The 16,335-nt window shown below is 63.4% G+C and carries 11 protein-coding genes; 3 read left to right on the forward strand and 8 right to left on the reverse strand.

Annotated elements, in window-relative coordinates; genetic code table 11:
- Positions 1-25: 25 nt before the first annotated feature.
- From E0L37_RS20540 to recQ, 6 genes are all read right to left on the reverse strand, one after another.
- Positions 26-1,933 carry an AMP-binding protein gene (locus E0L37_RS20540; RefSeq protein WP_133493513.1) on the reverse strand — a complete coding sequence of 636 codons (1,908 nt, stop codon included), beginning with the start codon at positions 1,931-1,933 and terminating at the stop codon, positions 26-28.
- 472 nt (positions 1,934-2,405) lie between these two features.
- The gene (locus E0L37_RS20545; protein ID WP_133493514.1) at positions 2,406-3,146 is read right to left on the reverse strand and encodes an SDR family oxidoreductase; all 741 of its coding nucleotides are present in this window, start codon (positions 3,144-3,146) and stop codon (positions 2,406-2,408) included.
- 278 nt (positions 3,147-3,424) lie between these two features.
- A complete protein-coding gene (locus tag E0L37_RS20550; RefSeq protein WP_133493515.1) occupies positions 3,425-4,774 on the reverse strand; it encodes a DEAD/DEAH box helicase in 1,350 nt (449 codons plus the stop codon).
- 168 nt (positions 4,775-4,942) lie between these two features.
- Positions 4,943-5,566: a class I SAM-dependent methyltransferase gene (locus E0L37_RS20555; RefSeq protein WP_133493516.1), complete on the reverse strand. Its 624-nt coding sequence runs from the start codon at positions 5,564-5,566 to the stop codon at positions 4,943-4,945.
- Positions 5,567-5,792: 226 nt separating this feature from the next.
- The gene (locus E0L37_RS20560) at positions 5,793-7,754 is read right to left on the reverse strand and encodes a metallophosphoesterase (RefSeq protein ID WP_133493517.1); all 1,962 of its coding nucleotides are present in this window, start codon (positions 7,752-7,754) and stop codon (positions 5,793-5,795) included.
- Between the two features lie 414 nt (positions 7,755-8,168).
- Entirely contained in the window at positions 8,169-9,968 is a 1,800-nt protein-coding gene (gene recQ / locus E0L37_RS20565; protein ID WP_133493518.1) for a DNA helicase RecQ, read from the reverse strand.
- Between the two features lie 105 nt (positions 9,969-10,073).
- On the opposite strand from recQ, the gene chrA reads away from it, so the two are divergent.
- A complete protein-coding gene (gene chrA, locus E0L37_RS20570) occupies positions 10,074-11,207 on the forward strand; it encodes a chromate efflux transporter (RefSeq protein WP_133493519.1) in 1,134 nt (377 codons plus the stop codon).
- Here the strand turns inward: chrA and E0L37_RS20575 are convergent.
- The gene (locus E0L37_RS20575) at positions 11,194-12,846 is read right to left on the reverse strand and encodes a hypothetical protein (RefSeq protein ID WP_133493520.1); all 1,653 of its coding nucleotides are present in this window, start codon (positions 12,844-12,846) and stop codon (positions 11,194-11,196) included. The genes chrA and E0L37_RS20575 overlap by 14 nt on opposite strands.
- 38 nt (positions 12,847-12,884) lie before the next feature.
- Here E0L37_RS20575 and E0L37_RS20580 point away from each other — a divergent pair, with 38 nt between their 5' ends.
- Together E0L37_RS20580 and E0L37_RS20585 are read left to right on the forward strand one after the other, a co-directional pair.
- Positions 12,885-13,547, forward strand: a complete 663-nt coding sequence (locus E0L37_RS20580) for a TetR/AcrR family transcriptional regulator (RefSeq protein ID WP_133493521.1) — start codon at positions 12,885-12,887, stop codon at positions 13,545-13,547.
- Positions 13,544-15,235, forward strand: a complete 1,692-nt coding sequence (locus E0L37_RS20585; RefSeq protein ID WP_133493522.1) for an acyl-CoA dehydrogenase family protein — start codon at positions 13,544-13,546, stop codon at positions 15,233-15,235. The genes E0L37_RS20580 and E0L37_RS20585 overlap by 4 nt, the downstream gene beginning before the upstream one ends.
- Positions 15,236-15,421: 186 nt before the next feature.
- Here E0L37_RS20585 and E0L37_RS20590 read toward each other — a convergent pair whose 3' ends face one another.
- Positions 15,422-16,162: a ParA family protein gene (locus E0L37_RS20590; protein WP_133493523.1), complete on the reverse strand. Its 741-nt coding sequence runs from the start codon at positions 16,160-16,162 to the stop codon at positions 15,422-15,424.
- Positions 16,163-16,335: the final 173 nt, after the last annotated feature.

The raw sequence follows: 16,335 nt of genomic DNA on the forward strand, positions 1-16,335 counted from the left end.
TCTCCCGATCATGGCTTGGTGCCGATCATAGAACCCGTCCGGGTCGCGCGACTTCGCCCTCGCGAATCAGCACGTCGCTGATTTCATCGAGAATGGCGGGGTCGTCGATGGTCGGCGGCAGAGGAAAGTCCTTGCCGTTGACCATCTTACGCAAAGCGGCACGCAAGGTCTTGCCGGAGCGGGTTTTCGGTAATCGCGGCACGATCAGGGCGCGACGGAAACACGCCACCGCGCCGACCTGGTCGCGAATCAGGGCGATCAGTTCCTGCTCCACCTGTTGTGGTGACTGCCCGACGCCGTCCTTGAGCACCACCAGCCCCAGCGGCACCTCGCCCCGCAGTTCATCGTGGCGGCCGATCACCGCCGATTCCGCCACCGCCGGATGGGTGGCGATGTGCTCTTCCATGATGCCGGTGGAAAGCCGGTGACCGGCCACGTTGATGACGTCGTCGGTGCGGCCCATGATGTGCACGAAGCCGTCTTCGTCCAGGTAACCGCCATCGCCGGTGTGGTAATAGCCGGGATAGGTGCGTAAATAACTTTCCAGATAGCGTGGGTGGTCGTTCCAAAGCGTTTGCGCGCAGCCCGGCGGCAGCGGCAGGCGCAGCACGATGTCCCCTTCCTGGTTGGGCGGCAGCGGCTGGCCGTCCTCGCCCAGCACTTCCACCAGGTAGCCGGGTACCGCCCGGTTGGTGGAGCCGTTGCGCACCTCCCGTTCGCCGAGGCCGGCGCAGGGGGCGGTCACCGGCCAGCCGGTTTCGGTCTGCCACCAGTGGTCGTACACCGGCCGCCCGGTGAGGTCGCTGAGCCATTGGTAGGTGGGGGTATCCAGCTTTTCGCCGGCGACGAACAGATGCTTGAGCGTGTCGATCCGGTAGCGCTGGAACAACGTGCCTTCCGGATCCTCCTTGCGCATGGCCCGGAAGGCGGTGGGCGCGGCGAACAGACCATTGATGCCGTACTCTTCCACCAGCCGCCAGTAAGCACCGGCGTCCGGGGTCTTCACCGGTTTGCCCTCGAACATCACCGTGGTGCAGCCGCCCAGCAGCGGTGCGTAGACAATGAACGAGTGGCCCACCACCCAGCCCACGTCGGAACAGCCCCACCAGATTTCCCCGGCTTCCATGCCGTAGATGTTGCGCAGCGCGTAGAGCAGAGCGACGGCGTGGCCGCCGTGGTCGCGGACGATACCCTTGGGCTTACCGGTGGTGCCGGAGGTGTACATGATGTAAAGCGGGTGGTTGGCGTCGAGCGGCGCCGGCGGCGCCAGGTCACTGCCATCGACGGTGGCCCGCCAATCGAGAAATCCGTACTGCCGCAGTTCCGCGGTTGCGGTTTCGCGCTGCAGTACCAGGACCTGATCGACGTGATGCCGGCATTGTCGCAGAGCGCCGTGAACCAGCGGTGTGTAGGGAATCACGCGATCGATCTCGATGCCGCAGGAAGCGGTCAGGATCACCTTGGGCCTGGCGTCGTCGATGCGCACCGCCAGTTCGTTGGCGGCGAAACCGCCGAACACCACGGAATGCACCGCGCCAATGCGGGCGCAGGCGAGCATGGCCATGGCCGCTTCCGGCACCATCGGCATATAGATCACCACCCCATCGCCGGCCGTGACGCCGAGACGGGTGAGCGCGCCGGCCAGCTCGGCCACCCGTTCCAACAGCTGGTTGTAAGTGTAACGCTGGCGGACGCCAGTGACCGGGGAATCGAAAATCAGTGCGTCCTGCTCGCCCCGGCCTTGTTCCACCTGATGGTCCAGGGCCAGATAGCAGGTGTTCAGGCGGCCATCGCTGAACCAGCGGTGAGTACCGTCATCCAGGGTTTCCAGGATGCGCGTGGGCGGTCGGTACCAGGCCACGTCGCGGGCCTGCTCGGCCCAGAAGGTTTCCGGTTGTTGGCGGGCCTGCTGAAAGGCATTCCGATAGCTCATTTCCGATTCCTTGCCGTTTGTTGTTTTGTGGCGTGCGGAGGCGACGTCGGCACGCGGTACGGTTATCCAAGCATCGGAGCTGCCGGGATGCCAGTAGACGATGGTCGGTTTTTTGGCGGGCTGGACGTGAAAGCATCGCTTGCACGCAACACGCAACACGCAACACGCAACACCGCTAACACACTCCATTCGCGGCCCAGGCCGCTCCCACAGCGACGCTGTAGCCCTCTTGTGGGAAGCGTGTGTACACGCGAATCGAGCCCGGCGCCCAACCCGCCAAAATGGATCGGGCAGCAGTGCCCACGAACCGCGCACCTGACCGGAATTAATGTCTCGAAAACCGGCTGGCAAGCCGGGCGGTTAGCGTGCCGACGTGTCAGCGAATTATGGGACGAGGGTATAGAGACCTTCCGGTAACCCCGGACTGGTCGTGGGAGCGGCTCACGAGCCGCGATTGCCCGCCGTGCCGGACCTAAACCACCCCACCATTGGCGCGCAGCACCTGGCCATTGACCCAGCCGCCGTCGGCGCCGACCAGGAACGCCACGGTGCCGGCGATGTCCTCCGGCGTACCCAACCGTTCCATGGGGCTCAGTTTCGCCAGCCGTTCCACCAGTTCCTCCGATTTGCCATCCAGGAACAGATCGGTGGCGGTGGGGCCCGGGGCCACCGCATTGACGGTGATGTCACGGCCGCGCAGTTCCTTGGCGAGAATGCCGGTGAGGGTTTCCACCGCTGCTTTGGTGGCGGCGTAAACGCCGTAGTTTTCCAGCTTCAGGCCCACCACGCTGGTGGAGAAATTGACAATGCGGCCGCCCTCGCGCAGGCGCCGCGATGCCTGGCGCAGGGTATTCAGGGTGCCCTTGAGGTTGATGGCGATCTGGCTGTCCACCAGCTCGTCGTCGCCGTCGGCCAGGGGCGCCAGTTTGAGAATACCGGCGTTGTTGATCAGCACATCGACACCACCGAATGCGGCCTCGGTGGCATCGAACAGTTCCGCCACTGCCCGTGGGTCACTGACATCGGCCTTGACTGGCAAGGCGGTGCCGCCGGCTTGCTCGATCTTCGCCGCCAGGGCTTCCGCCGCCGGGGCGCTGGCGGCGTAGTTGATCACCACGGCATGGCCATCGGCGGCCAGGCGTTTGGCGATGGCGGCGCCAATGCCACGGGAAGCGCCGGTGACGATGGCGACGTTCTGGTGAGGAGCGGACATACAGGTTCTCCTTGGTCGGTTTATGCGGGAAACCGGAACACCATACACCCCTGTACAGGGTGAATAATCAGGAGAAATCCGATATCACTGTTCGTCAATCATGAACAAAAAGAGAAGATGGAAAGCGCGAAGGCAGGGAACTCTGCTGCCCCACGATGCTGTGAGGTATCGGTGGACGTCGTATTCGCTGCCAAGGCGGTTTCCCACGGAGAAAACTACAGCGCCGCCGTGGGCGTTGCCTTGGCGGCGAATTTGAGGCGCCGCGGGCGCGGGTTCGATCAGCCGCGGCTGGCGCGGTTGCCGCCATTGCCGCCGCGCTGGCCACCGCCACCACGGCGACGCCGGCGCGGTGCCGGCTTGCCGTCGGCATCGCGGGGCGCGGAGCGGCGCTGGCCACCGCCTTTGTTGGCAGGGGCATTCCCTGAACGGGAGCCGGGGCGGGAACCATTGGGACGGGAGCGCGGTTCCCGATCATCGGGGATATCGGCCACCGCCGGCGGTTCGAAGTTGCTCACCTGGCGGCGTTCGATCGGCTGTTTGATCAGTCGTTCGATACCTTTGAGCAGTTTCTGATCCTCGCCGCTGACCAGTGACACTGCTTCACCGTCGGCGCCGGCGCGGCCGGTACGGCCGATCCGGTGCACGTAGTCCTCGGCCACGTTGGGCAGGTCGAAGTTCACCACCTGCGGCAGCTGATCGATGTCCAGGCCGCGGGCGGCGATATCGGTGGCCACCAGAGCGCGCACATCGCCGCTCTTGAAGCCGGCCAGGGCGCGGGTGCGGGCATTCTGGCTTTTATTGCCGTGGATCGCGGCGGCTTCGATGCCGGCGTTTTCCAGCTGTTTGGCCAGGCGGTTGGCACCGTGCTTGGTGCGTGTGAACACCAGCACCTGGAACCATTGCTGATCGCCGATCAGATGGGTGAGCAACGCCGCCTTGTGCCGTTTGTCCACGGTCACCACCCATTGACGCACCCGCTCGGCGGTACTGTTGCGCGGGCTGACGTCGATTTCCTTGGGATTGCGCACCAGGGTCTTCGCCAGCGTGCGGATTTCATTGGAGAAGGTGGCGGAGAACATCAGGGTCTGCCGCTGCTTCGGCAACAGTCGCAGTACCTTGCGGATGTCGTGGATGAAGCCCATGTCGAGCATCCGGTCCGCTTCATCCAGCACCAGGATTTCCAGTTGGTCGAAGGACATCGCCTTTTGCTGATACAGGTCCAGCAGCCGTCCTGGGGTGGCCACCAGCACGTCCACGCCGCCGCGCAGACGGTTGATCTGCGGGTTGATGTTGACGCCGCCAAACACCACGGCGGAGCGCAGCGCGGGCAGGTATTTTCCGTACTCGACCACGCTTTCACCGACCTGGGCGGCCAGTTCACGGGTGGGCGTCAGGACCAGCGCCCGCACCTGACGGCTGCCGGCCGGCTTGCCCGGCTCCAGCCGTTGCAGCAGTGGCAGGGTAAAACCGGCGGTCTTGCCGGTACCGGTCTGGGCGGCGGCCATTACGTCACCGCCCTCCAGAACCGAAGGAATGGCTTGGGCCTGAATCGGCGAGGGGCGGTCGTAGCCCTGTTCGGACACGGCACGCAAAAGGGGATCGATCAATCCGAGGGACTGGAAATCCATAGGGGGTATCTTCGGCGTTAAGGAAGGGAAGCAATAAAGGCGCGAAGGTTACCTGATTGGCGCCGGGGGCACGAGGACTTTATCTCTTGCGGGCCATGGAGAAGGCCCATGGAGAGCGGTATTGACACATTTTTACGGTCGGGGGCGGAGGAACAGGCCGCGACGGGATCAGCCGGGGCGTGGTCTGGCCGGGCCTTCCAGTACCTGACTGGCGAAGGCTGGCAGGCCGGCATGGCGGTAACGGTGGGTCTGGGTAAGATCGAAACCGGCATCGCGGAGGATATCAGGGGTCGCTCGGTTGAGGTGACAGCCGCACGCCAAATGCTTCCATAACGGCGTCAGACGATTTTGCCAGCGTTGCGTGCGGGAATTGGGGCTGGCGATGTGCTCCAGAACCAATAACTGACCTGTATCAGACATCACCCGCCGCATTTCCCGGGCGGCCAGTTCAGGATCGGGGATGGTGCACAGCACCAGGCACGCGACCACGGTGTCAAAGTGTTGGTCCGGGTAGGGCAATCGCCGTGCATCACCGGCCAGCAAGAGGATGCGTTCAGGGTGGCGGCCGTTGTCAGCTTGCCGGCGGGCCCGGTTGAGTAACGGGAGGCTCGGTTCCAGGCCGTGGATTTCAGTGGCCTGATCACTGTAGAACGGCAGATTGGCGCCATTGCCGACGCCGATTTCCAGGACCCGCCCGCGAGCGGCGGCAATCAAGCGTTGGCGATCGCGATGGAAAGGGCGTGTCCCCAGGTCCAGCAGGGGCGGAAAAATGTAGTCACTGTAGAACCCCATGGCGTGGGCCTGTTTGTTGTTATCGGCCCATGCTTGGCCAAGCGGGGACGGGAAGTCAAGCCGGCACACTGATTCGCTGGCAAGCCAGCCTCCCACAGCGGCTCCGCGGCCCTCTCTGTGGGAAGCGAGCTTGCTCGCGAATCAGTGTGCCAACGGTTGCGTGTAAACGGATGTTCCACAACTGTAGGGTACCAGTGGCTCACGAGCCGCGATTTGTCTCAAAACGTTAGCGGCTGATCAGCGCCAGCTCCGCATCCTGTTGCAGTACCGCCCACCAGCGCCGGCCGTGGTCGGCGTCGAAGCCCACCAGGGGCTGATCGGCGCAGGCGTCCGGACGGTTTGGCTGCGTGCTCAGGAAGGCGCTGTCGAACGGTTGTTGTACCACGCAGTCGGTGTCAGCAATGGCCTGCCAGCCGTCGGCGGTGCGCCACGCCAGAGTGTGGCTGTCGGTGTCCAGGCCTTCGCTGGCGTCGAAGGTCAGCGCATAGGCGTCGGACACGGCGGTGGTCAGATCCCAGGCTTTGCTGGCGGTGGCTGGCAGGGTATGAGGCTGCTTGGCGGTGCCATCGGGCTGGCTGCCGGGCAGGCCAACCATGCTTTCGATGTCCTTCACCGCGCCGTAGGCGCTGGAGTAGGTGCCGGTCTGGTTCTGAGTGCCGCTGACGATGAGAATGTCCGAAGCGGTATCCGAATCGCCCTGTTGCCAGCTCATGGTCACCAGCTCTTTGAGATCGATGGTGGTTTCGGGAATTTCCACTTCGCTTTCGTTAAGCGCGACCAGGCGCTGGTTGCCGTTGAGGTTGGGGGTCCAGGATTCGTGGTACTGGAACAGGAACTGGTAGCCCAGGCGCATCAGGTCGGTGACGGTTTCGGCGCGGCTGAAGCCGGGGGTCACGCCCATGTCGCGGGTACGGCTTTCGACCCGGTTAAAAGTGTTGTTGGTGCCGGCCACCATGCGCGCCACGCTGCCGTCGTCGCCAGTGCAGTCGTTGCTGATGTAGCTGGCGTCCAGGTACATCACCGGGCGGGTGCCTTCGGGAATGGAGTTGGGGTAGACCAGCCGTTCGCAGCGGTTCTTGGTGCGTGAAAAGCGATCCATCAGTTTCCATTGCGGGTCGGCCAGTTCTTTGACGCCGTCTTCGTTGCTGCCGATGGTGTGTTCGACGTACCAGGACTCATAGTCGACCCGGTCGCCCTGGAAGGTGAGCACCGAGGCGTTGGCGTCATAGGCCGGGGAACCGTTATCCATGGTATTCATCTTTTGCTGCACGACACGCTGCACCAGTTCCCGCTCACCGTAGCGGAATTCATAGCCTTTATAGGAGGCGTTGCCGGACATGATCTGGGTGTACTGCGGCAGACGGTAGTTGCCGTCGGCGGTGGTCCAGGATGAAGGATCAACCCAGATCGGCGCGGTGATCACGGAGCGTTGATACATGTGTTCGTGGCCCTGCACCCAGAGCACATCATAGCGTGCGAAGAAGGCGCGGATGTCGTCCCACATGTCCATCAGGGCGTTATCTCCTTTGGTGCCCTCCACGATCATCTCGCGGGTTTCGCCGTACTTGGCACCGATCAGGCCGTCGTGGCTGGCGATCACCAAGTGGTCGAATTTGCCTTCGTTGGCGGCCACTTCCTGCTTGATCCATTGAAAGGCGATGGGCAGGTTGTAGTACTTGAGCAGGATGATCATCACATTGTCGCGGATCACGTAGTAGTTCAGGTACTGGGCGCCGGCCATGTGCACCGCATCCTCGGGGATGTAGTGCTTCATGTTCTCGATCCATTCCACCGAGTAGGCGTAGCTGTCTTCGTGGTTGCCCATCAGTGGCAGGAATTCGATGCCGGCGTCACGGTAGCCTTCCGCCACCGAGGTCCATTGCTCGAACTCGCGGGTGGTGCCGTGGTCGGTGAGGTCGCCCACCGGGATCACGATGTCCACACCCAGTTCCTGTTCCTTGTCGAGCACCGCTTTCATCGGGTGCATGGAAACGTTGTCGCCGCCGCCCTGGGTATCGGGCAACAGACCAATGCGCAGGGTGGAAACCGGTGTCGGCGTGGGTGTTTCGCCGCCGTCGCCGGGATCGGTGGGTGGCGCGCCGGAATCGGATGAGGACGAAGAACCGCCGCAGGCGGACAACAAGCCGCCGAGCAGCACCGCGTACAGCGGTAATGCCGTGAATCGCATGATGTGAACCCCCAGTTTGGTATTGGTATGCCCGGGTGCATCCCATCACGCGCCTTGCTTCGCGCTTCTCCGCGACGGCGGAGGCGGGGTATGGAACCCGGGTCGGGAGCGGGCGGGCTCCCTGAGCGCTGCTTATGCTGGACAATGGATGTGATGATTCGGCGTCATTGAAATGACGGTTTGATGATCCGTGCTGTCCCCCGGTTGAGCCCGCTCTCTGAGACGCGACACGTCGGTCGGCCTTGGAGGTATGAATTCAGAGCTGCTACGAAGCCGCTGTGGGAGCCCGCCTGCTGGCGAATCTTTTGGGCTTGGCGATTCCGTTCGCTTGCAGCGGTCCGCCGCCCGGACAAAGCTCCTACAGCAGCTTCGTAGTCTCCCTGTGGGAGATGCATCAGCGGACGAAGCGGACCGTCATGAAGCGTAGCGGTGGAACACTTCCAGGAAAGCGTCGCCGTAGGCTTCCAGTTTGCGGTCGCCGACGCCGCTGACGCTGGCCATGTCACGCAGCGAGGCTGGGTGAATCGCCATCATGTCGAGCAGGGTGGCGTCGTGAAAGATCACATAGGGGGGCACGCCGGCTTCCTCGGCCAATTGCTTGCGGCAGGCGCGCAGGGCTTCCCAAAGCGGGCGTTCGGCGTCCGTCACCGGCACCCGCTCGGCGCGGCGGGAGCGGGTCTGGGCACGGGCCACATCCTTGCGCAGCTGCAGCGACCGCTCACCGCGCAAATACGGACGGCAGTTTTCGGTGAGCTGCAGAGCGCCATAGCCGGCGGCATCCACGGTGAGCAGGCCCAGTGCCACCAGTTGCCGGTACACGGCCCGCCACTGATTGGCGGACAGCTCGCCGCCGATGTTCCAGGTGGAGACATGGTCATGGCCGGCGGAAGCGACTTTATCGCTGCGATTGCCGGTGAGTACATCCACCAGGTGGTTGACGCCGAAGCGCTGGCCGGTGCGGTAAACACAGCTGAGCGCCTTGCGCGCCACTTCGGTGGCGTCGAATGTCTGCGGCGGATTCAGGCAGGTGTCGCAGTTGCCGCAGGGCTGATCCAGGGCTTCACCGAAATAATTCAGCAGTGCCTGGCGCCGGCACCGGGTCACTTCACAGAGGCCGAGCATGGCTTCCAGCCGCTGATGCTCATGCCGCTTGAACTGTTCGTTGCCTTCCGATTGCGCCAGCATCTGTTTGTGGCGGATGGCGTCTTCCAGGCCGTAGGCCATCCAGGCGGTGGCGGAGGCGCCGTCGCGGCCGGCCCGGCCGGTTTCCTGGTAATAGGCTTCGATGCTTTTGGGCAGATCCAGGTGAGCGACGAAGCGCACGTCCGGTTTGTCGATGCCCATGCCGAAGGCCACGGTCGCCACCATCACCAGGCCGTCCTCGCGCAGGAATCGCTGCTGATGGCGCGCGCGCATCTCGCCGCCGAGCCCCGCGTGGTAGGGCAGGGCGGGAATACCCTGTTGGTTGAGCCAGTCGGCGGTTTGCTCCACTTTGTTGCGGGACAGGCAATAAACAATGCCGGCGTCGCCGGCGTGCTCGTTGCGAATCAGCCGCAACAGTTGCTGGCGGGCACTGTCCTTGCGTTCGATCCGGTACTGGATATTGGGACGATCGAAACTGGAGACGAAATGCCGTGCCTCGGTCAGGTCCAGCCGTTCAGCAATCTCCTGGCGGGTACGCGGGTCGGCGGTGGCGGTCAGGGCGATGCGTGGCACCTGGGGGAATTCCCGGTGCAACAGCGATAGCTGCAAATAGTCGCTGCGGAAATCGTGGCCCCACTGTGACACACAGTGGGCCTCGTCGATGGCGAACAGCGCCAGCGGCGATTGGTGCAGCAACTCCAGGGTTCTCGGCTGGGTCAGTCGTTCCGGGGCCACGTAGAGCAGATCCAGGGTACCGTCGCGGACTTGTTGTTCCAGCTCCCGGGCCCGACCGGCGTCGAGGGTGGAATTGAGGAAACCGGCGCTGACGCCGAGGGCGTTGAGCGCGTCCACCTGATCCTGCATCAGTGCGATCAAGGGGCTGACCACCACGCCGACGCCCTCCCGCGCCAGGGCCGGGATCTGGTAACACAGGGATTTGCCGCCGCCGGTGGGCATCAACACCAGGGCATCGCCACCGCTGACCAGGGTGTCGATAATGGCGGCCTGCTGGTTACGGAACTCGTGGTAGCCGAATACGTGCTGGAGAATCGAAAGGGGATCGCGTTGCATGGCGGGAGTATACCTGCCCGTGGGCGCGGTGACATCCGCGTGACATGTGCGCCACGCAGAATCCGGCGCGACTGTGACGAAACCGTGACGGGGAACAAAACGACAATGCAGGCATGGCGGGTTTTTCGTGAATTTTTTCTGTTGGGCTGGATCAGCTTCGGTGGTCCGGCGGCGCATGTGGGGTATTTTCATCGCCGTTTTGTCGGCACTCTGGGTTGGCTGGACGAGGAGGAGTTCGCCCGCCTGATGGCGTTGACCCAGTTTCTCCCCGGCCCGGCCTCCAGCCAACTGGGGTTCGCCATTGGCCGCCACCATGCCGGTTTGCCCGGTGCGCTGGCCGCGTTTCTCGGTTTTACCCTGCCGTCGTTTCTGATCATGGTGCTGGTGGCCCTGTTCGCCGCCCGCTGGGCCGGCGATCGACTGGACGGCGTGGTACAGGGGCTCAAGTGGCTGGCCGTGGTGGTGGTGGCCGACGCGGTTTGGAACATGGGGCGCCGTTTTTGTCCCGACACCCCGACTCGGGGACTGGCGCTGGCCACGGCGGTGTCCCTGTGGTGGTGGCCCGGCATTGTTACACAACTGCTGGCCCTGTCGTTCGCGGCGCTGATCGGCGCCGGACGGCTGAAACGAACCGTGGAGACGGTCTCGCGGAGCGGTGCGATCAAGGTCCGTCCGTTGCTGCTGTTCGCCGGATTGTGGGTGTTGTTCATGCTGGTCGGCGGGTTCTGGCTGCCGCGGGACTTTTATAGCGCCGGAGCCCTGGTGTTCGGTGGCGGCCATGTGGTGTTGCCGTTGTTGCAAGGTTTCGTCGGTGACCGCATTACCACCGATGCCTTTCTGACCGGCTATGCCGCCGCCCAGGCAGTGCCCGGACCGATGTTTTCCCTGGCCGCCTACCTGGGCGCTCTGCTGATGCCGGCGGCGCCCTGGTCCGGCGCGGCCCTGGCGACGGTGGCGATTTTCCTGCCTGGTTTTCTGCTGGTGTGGGCGTTGGCCGACGCCTGGCGCGGCCTGGCCAGTCGCCCGGCCATGGCCGGAGCGGTGGCCGGCATCAACGCGGCGGTGGTGGGCTTGCTGCTGGCGGCCCTCTACGACCCGGTGTTTCGCTCGGCGGTGGCCGGTGTGGGGGATTTCGCGGTGGTGGTGGCGGGATTCGTGTTATTGCGGTCGGGAAAGGTGCCCTTGCTCTGGCTGGTGGTGGGGATGGCGTTGTTGGGCTGGGCCGTCAGCGGCTTTTGAGGGAGGCGTTCTGAAAGAAGGGGCGCCAGACGGTTTCATTGTCGATGGCGGGGACCGCTCTTCTCAGGGCCGCCAGATCAAGTTGTTTGAACCAGGCCGCTGCCTCCTGACACTCCGGCAGGCTGTTTGAGCTGACATCAAACAGCAAGCTCAATTGCAGATCGTCATCCAGGCTGGCGATGGGTAAACGGTAACGGCTGTTGCAGGTCTTCCGTTGCTGGTTGATGCGCAGTTTCAATGCCGGGCCGGCCGCCGCCACTGTCTTGCCATATTCGTCCTCGGCGGGGGCATGAGGCCAGACGTCCTGGAGCGCGGGTGGATTGGCTTCGTCCCAACGTACAAGAAAGATCCGTATTGACACCGCTCCCTCTTGATCGAAGGAAAAAAAATCAAGCCTTGGGGGATGATCCGGTGACGCCATAGGAGCCGATCGGCCGTGGAATAAATCGTCGTCGGGATTGAACAGAGGGGTTAGTCGCTGTCCGAGAAAGGTCACGAATCCCGCATAGTCCTTTTGTCCCGTATCGGAGTCCACGGCGGGAATATATTCGCCCGCAAGTGACCGCAGGGGGAGCTCTTCCGTCCCCAGCTGTTTGATGATGCCAATGAAATCACCCGCCACCCGCGTATCGGGTGTTTCTGCCTTGGCAAGGATATAGGTATCGTCGATATCGCGTTCGGCCTGAATGTAATAGTAGCCGTTTGGCTCTCGCGCGATGTGGATATCGTGTCCGAGGCTGTGATGATCGGGATGATTGGAAAAAAAGTTCTTCGCCACTTTCCGCCGCTGGTATTTATCTTCATTGGTGGTGGCGAAGAGGGTCATTTCGTGGGCTTTGGGATCGCTTCCGTGCCGCTGCCAAACCTTGAATGCCACGGCATCGGACCTGGCTTCAGGATATCTGAGAACATAATTTCCGGGCAGCTTCAGCGACAGCATACCCTTGAAGGAGGTCTGCCATGTTGGCGTGGCTTTGGCCTGGGCAAGTTGCTGGAATATTTTTTGCGTCCGGTTGCGCGCATCGTGCCAATCGGTCTGGCGCCGCAGGAGTTCAGGGGCGTCCGGCTCGACCGGGACCAGCTTCAGTGCCTGGATACCGTTTATGTCGGTGGCGAGGTTGTCCTTGCTTCGCTCTTTCAGCGCGTTGAGGTCACTCTCGTCCTCGATGTCCGGATAGCGATTGCCGAATAAGCCTTCTTCCTGAACAAAACGAATTGAACCGTTCGCCTCGGCAACATAATCCTTGCCATGACCACGCAACGGGAGAGCCTCTTTCTTGAACGGCACCATCAAATAACCGCGCAGTTTGGTCCCATCCGGTCCATAGAGCCGCATTACCGGCAGCAGGCGGTCAACCTCGGCCCAGGTGACCTCGGCATAGGAATCAAACTTGGAATTGATAGGCTGGGGCAGGTAGGTGCCCCCGGGCACATCACGGGCAATGGTAAGGGCGAGAATTACAGTGACCGGGATCAGCAACAGGATCGAGGCAAGGATCAAAAGCGCGCGTTTCATGATTGTGGTGTTGTCCGGCCTGTCTGTTTTTGTTGGCTCCACTATAACAATTCGAGGGCTATCGAGAGAGGGCGCATGGTTTGAATTGCCAACCGGCGTCGCTTGCTTCAAGCCCGGAATCATGATTCAATTCTTTGAAAGTGGGAATCAGGATTCCGATCATGGCATACCGGGAAACCGCGCAGGTGCGGGCACGCAAGGCGGCGCAGCGGGAGAATTTGCTGCGAACCGCCGAGACGCTGGTGCGTGAAGGTGGATTCGTCGCCATGACCATGCAGGCGGTGGCGGAACGCGCCGGGGTGGGTGTCGGCACGCTGTATCGCTATTTCGACAACAAGGCGACCCTGGCGGCGGAGGTGTTCCGCGTCGCCACCGAGCGGGAGGTCGAGGCCGTGGCGCGGGCCCTGTCCGGGCCGGGGGGCGCTGGTGCCCGTCTGGAGCAGGCGTTGCGGGTGTTCGCCGGTCGGGCCATGGCGGCGCCGAAACTGGCCTGGGCGTTGATTGCCGAACCGGTGGAACCGGAGGTGGATGCCGAGCGCCTGCATTATCGGGCCACCTACGCGGCGCTGTATCGGAATGTACTGGATCACGGCGTGGCCAGCGGCGAGCTGCCGGCCCAGGCCACCGCTCCCAGCGCCGCGGCGCTGGTGGGTGCGGTGGCCGAAGCCCTGGTGGGGCCACTGGCGGCGCCGCTGGCGGACGCCGCCCTGCCGGATCAGATGGTGGCCTTCTGCCTGCGGGCCGTGGGTGCCACGCCATCGCAATCGACACAACCACAACAAAACACCACCACAAGCGCCGTCGGCGCGGGAGGTCAATCATGAATGCTCAACACGATGCTTTGAACGTGGAGGCCCTGGCCGACACCCATGAGGTGTTCAACCAGTCCGGTGACCTGCAGGATTACAACGCCTATGACACCGACAATGCCCTGCGTGAGGCGGTACGCCGCCACGGTGCGGGCTGGGCGGAACCGGCGTTGTCCGCCCACGGTGCCAGGACCGGCAGCGCCGAGGTGATCGAATGGGGCTTCCTGGCCAACGAAAACAAACCGCGGTTTTTCTCTCACGACCGTCACGGTTACCGGGTGGACGAGGTGAAATATCACCCGGCCTATCACAACCTGATGGCGCTGGGGCTGGAGAGCGGCATCCACTCCGCGCCCTGGACCGATCCCAGGCCCGGCGCCCATGTGGCCCGGGCCGCGCGCAGCTACCTGCAGGCCCAGGCGGAAGCGGGCCACGGCTGCCCGCTGACCATGACCTTCGCGGCGGTACCCTCGATCCGGCTGACCCCGTCCCTGGCCGAGGAATGGCTGCCGAAGGTTCTCAACAACGGTTATGACCCGCGTAATGTGCCGCACTACGAAAAGCAGTCCCTGACCATCGGCATGGGCATGACCGAGAAACAGGGCGGCTCCGATGTGCGTGCCAACACCACTCGCGCCTATGCGATCGGCCCGGGCGGTTCCGGCGAGGCCTACGAGCTGATCGGCCACAAGTGGTTCACCTCGGCGCCCATGTGCGATGCTTTCCTGGTGCTGGCACATACTGAAAGTGGTCTGAGCTGTTTTCTGGTGCCGCGCTGGCGGCCGGACGGCAGCAAGAACCCGATCCAGGTGCAGCGCCTGAAAAACAAGGTGGGCAACGTCTCCAACGCCTCCTCCGAGATCGAATTGCGCGGTGCTCTGGGCTGGATGGTCGGCGAGGAAGGGCGCGGCGTGCCGGCGATCATCGAGATGGTGGCGATGACCCGCTTCGACTGCATGATCGGTTCTTCGGCGGGGCAGCGTCAGGCGGTGGCACAGGCGGTTAATCACACCCAGGGCCGGGCCGCGTTCGGCAAGACGCTGATTGACCAGCCGCTGATGCGCAACGTGCTGGCCGATCTGCAACTGGAAGTGGAAGGGTCCCTGGCCATCGCCATGCGCATGGGCGAGGCGCTGGACAATACCATGCTGGACAGTGGTAATGAGCAGGAGCAACTACTGTTGCGGTTGGGGTTGCCGGCGGGCAAGTACTGGATTTGCAAACGTACCCCGTTCCACGCCTACGAGGCGATGGAATGCCTGGGGGGGAACGGCGCCATAGAGGACTTCATGATGGCCCGTCTGTACCGGGAGGCGCCGATCAACGCGATCTGGGAAGGGTCCGGCAATGTGCAGGCGCTGGATATGCTGCGCGCTCTGGCGAAGACGCCGGGAGTTCTGGACGCGTGGTTCGCTGAACTGGGTAAGGCGGCCGGTGCCGACAGCCGTCTGGATCACGCCGTGGCGACGTTGAAGGGCGAGTTCTCCGATATGGCGGATGCGGAATATCGTGCCCGCGACATCGTCGACCGCCTGTCGCTGACGATGCAGGCCAGTCAATTGGTGGCCGCCGGCAACAGTGCCGTGGCGGAAGCCTTTATCGCCTCCCGCCTGGGTGAGCACGGTGACCGCAACTACGGCACTCTGCCGCGTGGTTTGGATCTGGATGCCATCCTGCAACGGGCCGATCCCTGGAGCGAATAGGCCGGTTCCACGAACTCCGCAACCCTTCGCTACGAAGCCGCTGTGGGAGACTGCCTAGGCAGCGAATTGTTTTCTCCGCTGGCAATATTCGCTTGCAAGCAAGCTTCCCACAGCGGCTCCGTGACTCTTCTCCGTGGGAAGCTGCGGAACGTGGTGGTGGCCCGCAATAGGTTCCGCGTTTCGTGCTCAGAGCTTGATGCGATCCAGCAGCTCGAACCACAGCGCCCGGTAGGCGTGGGCGGCCGGCGTGTGCGGGGCGAATTCCGCCACCGGTGCGCGATGATCGCCCATCTGCTCCACATGGGTGGAGTAGGGGATCCAGGTCTGCAGGCCGTTACGCATGATCGGCGGCCGTTTCACCAGCAACTCCAAATGCAGGGCCCGGCGCCGGTCCACCATGTTATAGAACGGGATCAGTTCCAGGTTCTTGAGCTTCTTGCTGTCCAGCCATTCCCGAACTTGTTCCAGGGCGCGCAGGGAAAGGTGCGTGGGGATCACCGGTACCACCAGGTAGTCGGCGGCGGAGAAAATGCTTTCCGCCACCGGGCTCAGGGTAGGGGGGCAATCCAGCAGCATTAATTCGTAGGTTTCGCCGAACGGCGCCACCAGTTGCCGCAACTGACCGCGACCGGTCTCCGCCAGCTTGAGGTCGGCATTGCGCAGGCTGAGGTCGGAGGGGATGGCGTCCAGCAGGGGCCAGCGGGTTTCCCGCTTCAGGTTGCCCATGGGCTGTTTGCCCTTGAGAACGGCGCCCGCTTTATAGCCGGCGCCGTCGTCGACACCGAGATAGAAACTGGCGGCGCCCTGGGGATCCAGATCCCAGAGCAGGGTGCGATGCTTCCAGCGGGCCGCGTGCCAGGCCACATTGATGGCCGTGGTGGTCTTGCCCACCCCTCCTTTCAGATTATAAAAGGCGATGGTTCGCATGATCGGCACTGATAGTGATGGACGGTGTCCGGCAGGCTAGCACGAACCGGCCGGTGTGTCCCGCCATGGTGGAGGAGGCGGCGTCCCGTTGTGGAGAGGTTCCTTGTCGAGCGTTCGCGCAGGGGCTTTAATCAGTGCTGGGGTCGCCGATACCACGAGGTACGGTGGGGGCG

The organism is Alcanivorax sp. 24 (assembly GCF_004360225.1).
In the GTDB taxonomy this organism is placed as follows: Bacteria; Pseudomonadota; Gammaproteobacteria; order Pseudomonadales; family Alcanivoracaceae; genus Alloalcanivorax; species Alloalcanivorax xiamenensis.

Coding starts and splice junctions, on each gene's coding strand:
- E0L37_RS20550 (WP_133493515.1), bottom strand. CDS start 4,774: ATGGATTTCCAGTCCCTCGGATTGATCGATCCCCTTTTGCGTGCCGTG.
- E0L37_RS20585 (WP_133493522.1), top strand. CDS start 13,544: ATGAATGCTCAACACGATGCTTTGAACGTGGAGGCCCTGGCCGACACC.
- E0L37_RS20590 (WP_133493523.1), bottom strand. CDS start 16,162: ATGCGAACCATCGCCTTTTATAATCTGAAAGGAGGGGTGGGCAAGACC.
- chrA (WP_133493519.1), top strand. CDS start 10,074: ATGCAGGCATGGCGGGTTTTTCGTGAATTTTTTCTGTTGGGCTGGATC.
- recQ (WP_133493518.1), bottom strand. CDS start 9,968: ATGCAACGCGATCCCCTTTCGATTCTCCAGCACGTATTCGGCTACCAC.
- E0L37_RS20580 (WP_133493521.1), top strand. CDS start 12,885: ATGGCATACCGGGAAACCGCGCAGGTGCGGGCACGCAAGGCGGCGCAG.
- E0L37_RS20545 (WP_133493514.1), bottom strand. CDS start 3,146: ATGTCCGCTCCTCACCAGAACGTCGCCATCGTCACCGGCGCTTCCCGT.
- E0L37_RS20540 (WP_133493513.1), bottom strand. CDS start 1,933: ATGAGCTATCGGAATGCCTTTCAGCAGGCCCGCCAACAACCGGAAACC.
- E0L37_RS20555 (WP_133493516.1), bottom strand. CDS start 5,566: ATGGGGTTCTACAGTGACTACATTTTTCCGCCCCTGCTGGACCTGGGG.
- E0L37_RS20560 (WP_133493517.1), bottom strand. CDS start 7,754: ATGCGATTCACGGCATTACCGCTGTACGCGGTGCTGCTCGGCGGCTTG.
- E0L37_RS20575 (WP_133493520.1), bottom strand. CDS start 12,846: ATGATTCCGGGCTTGAAGCAAGCGACGCCGGTTGGCAATTCAAACCAT.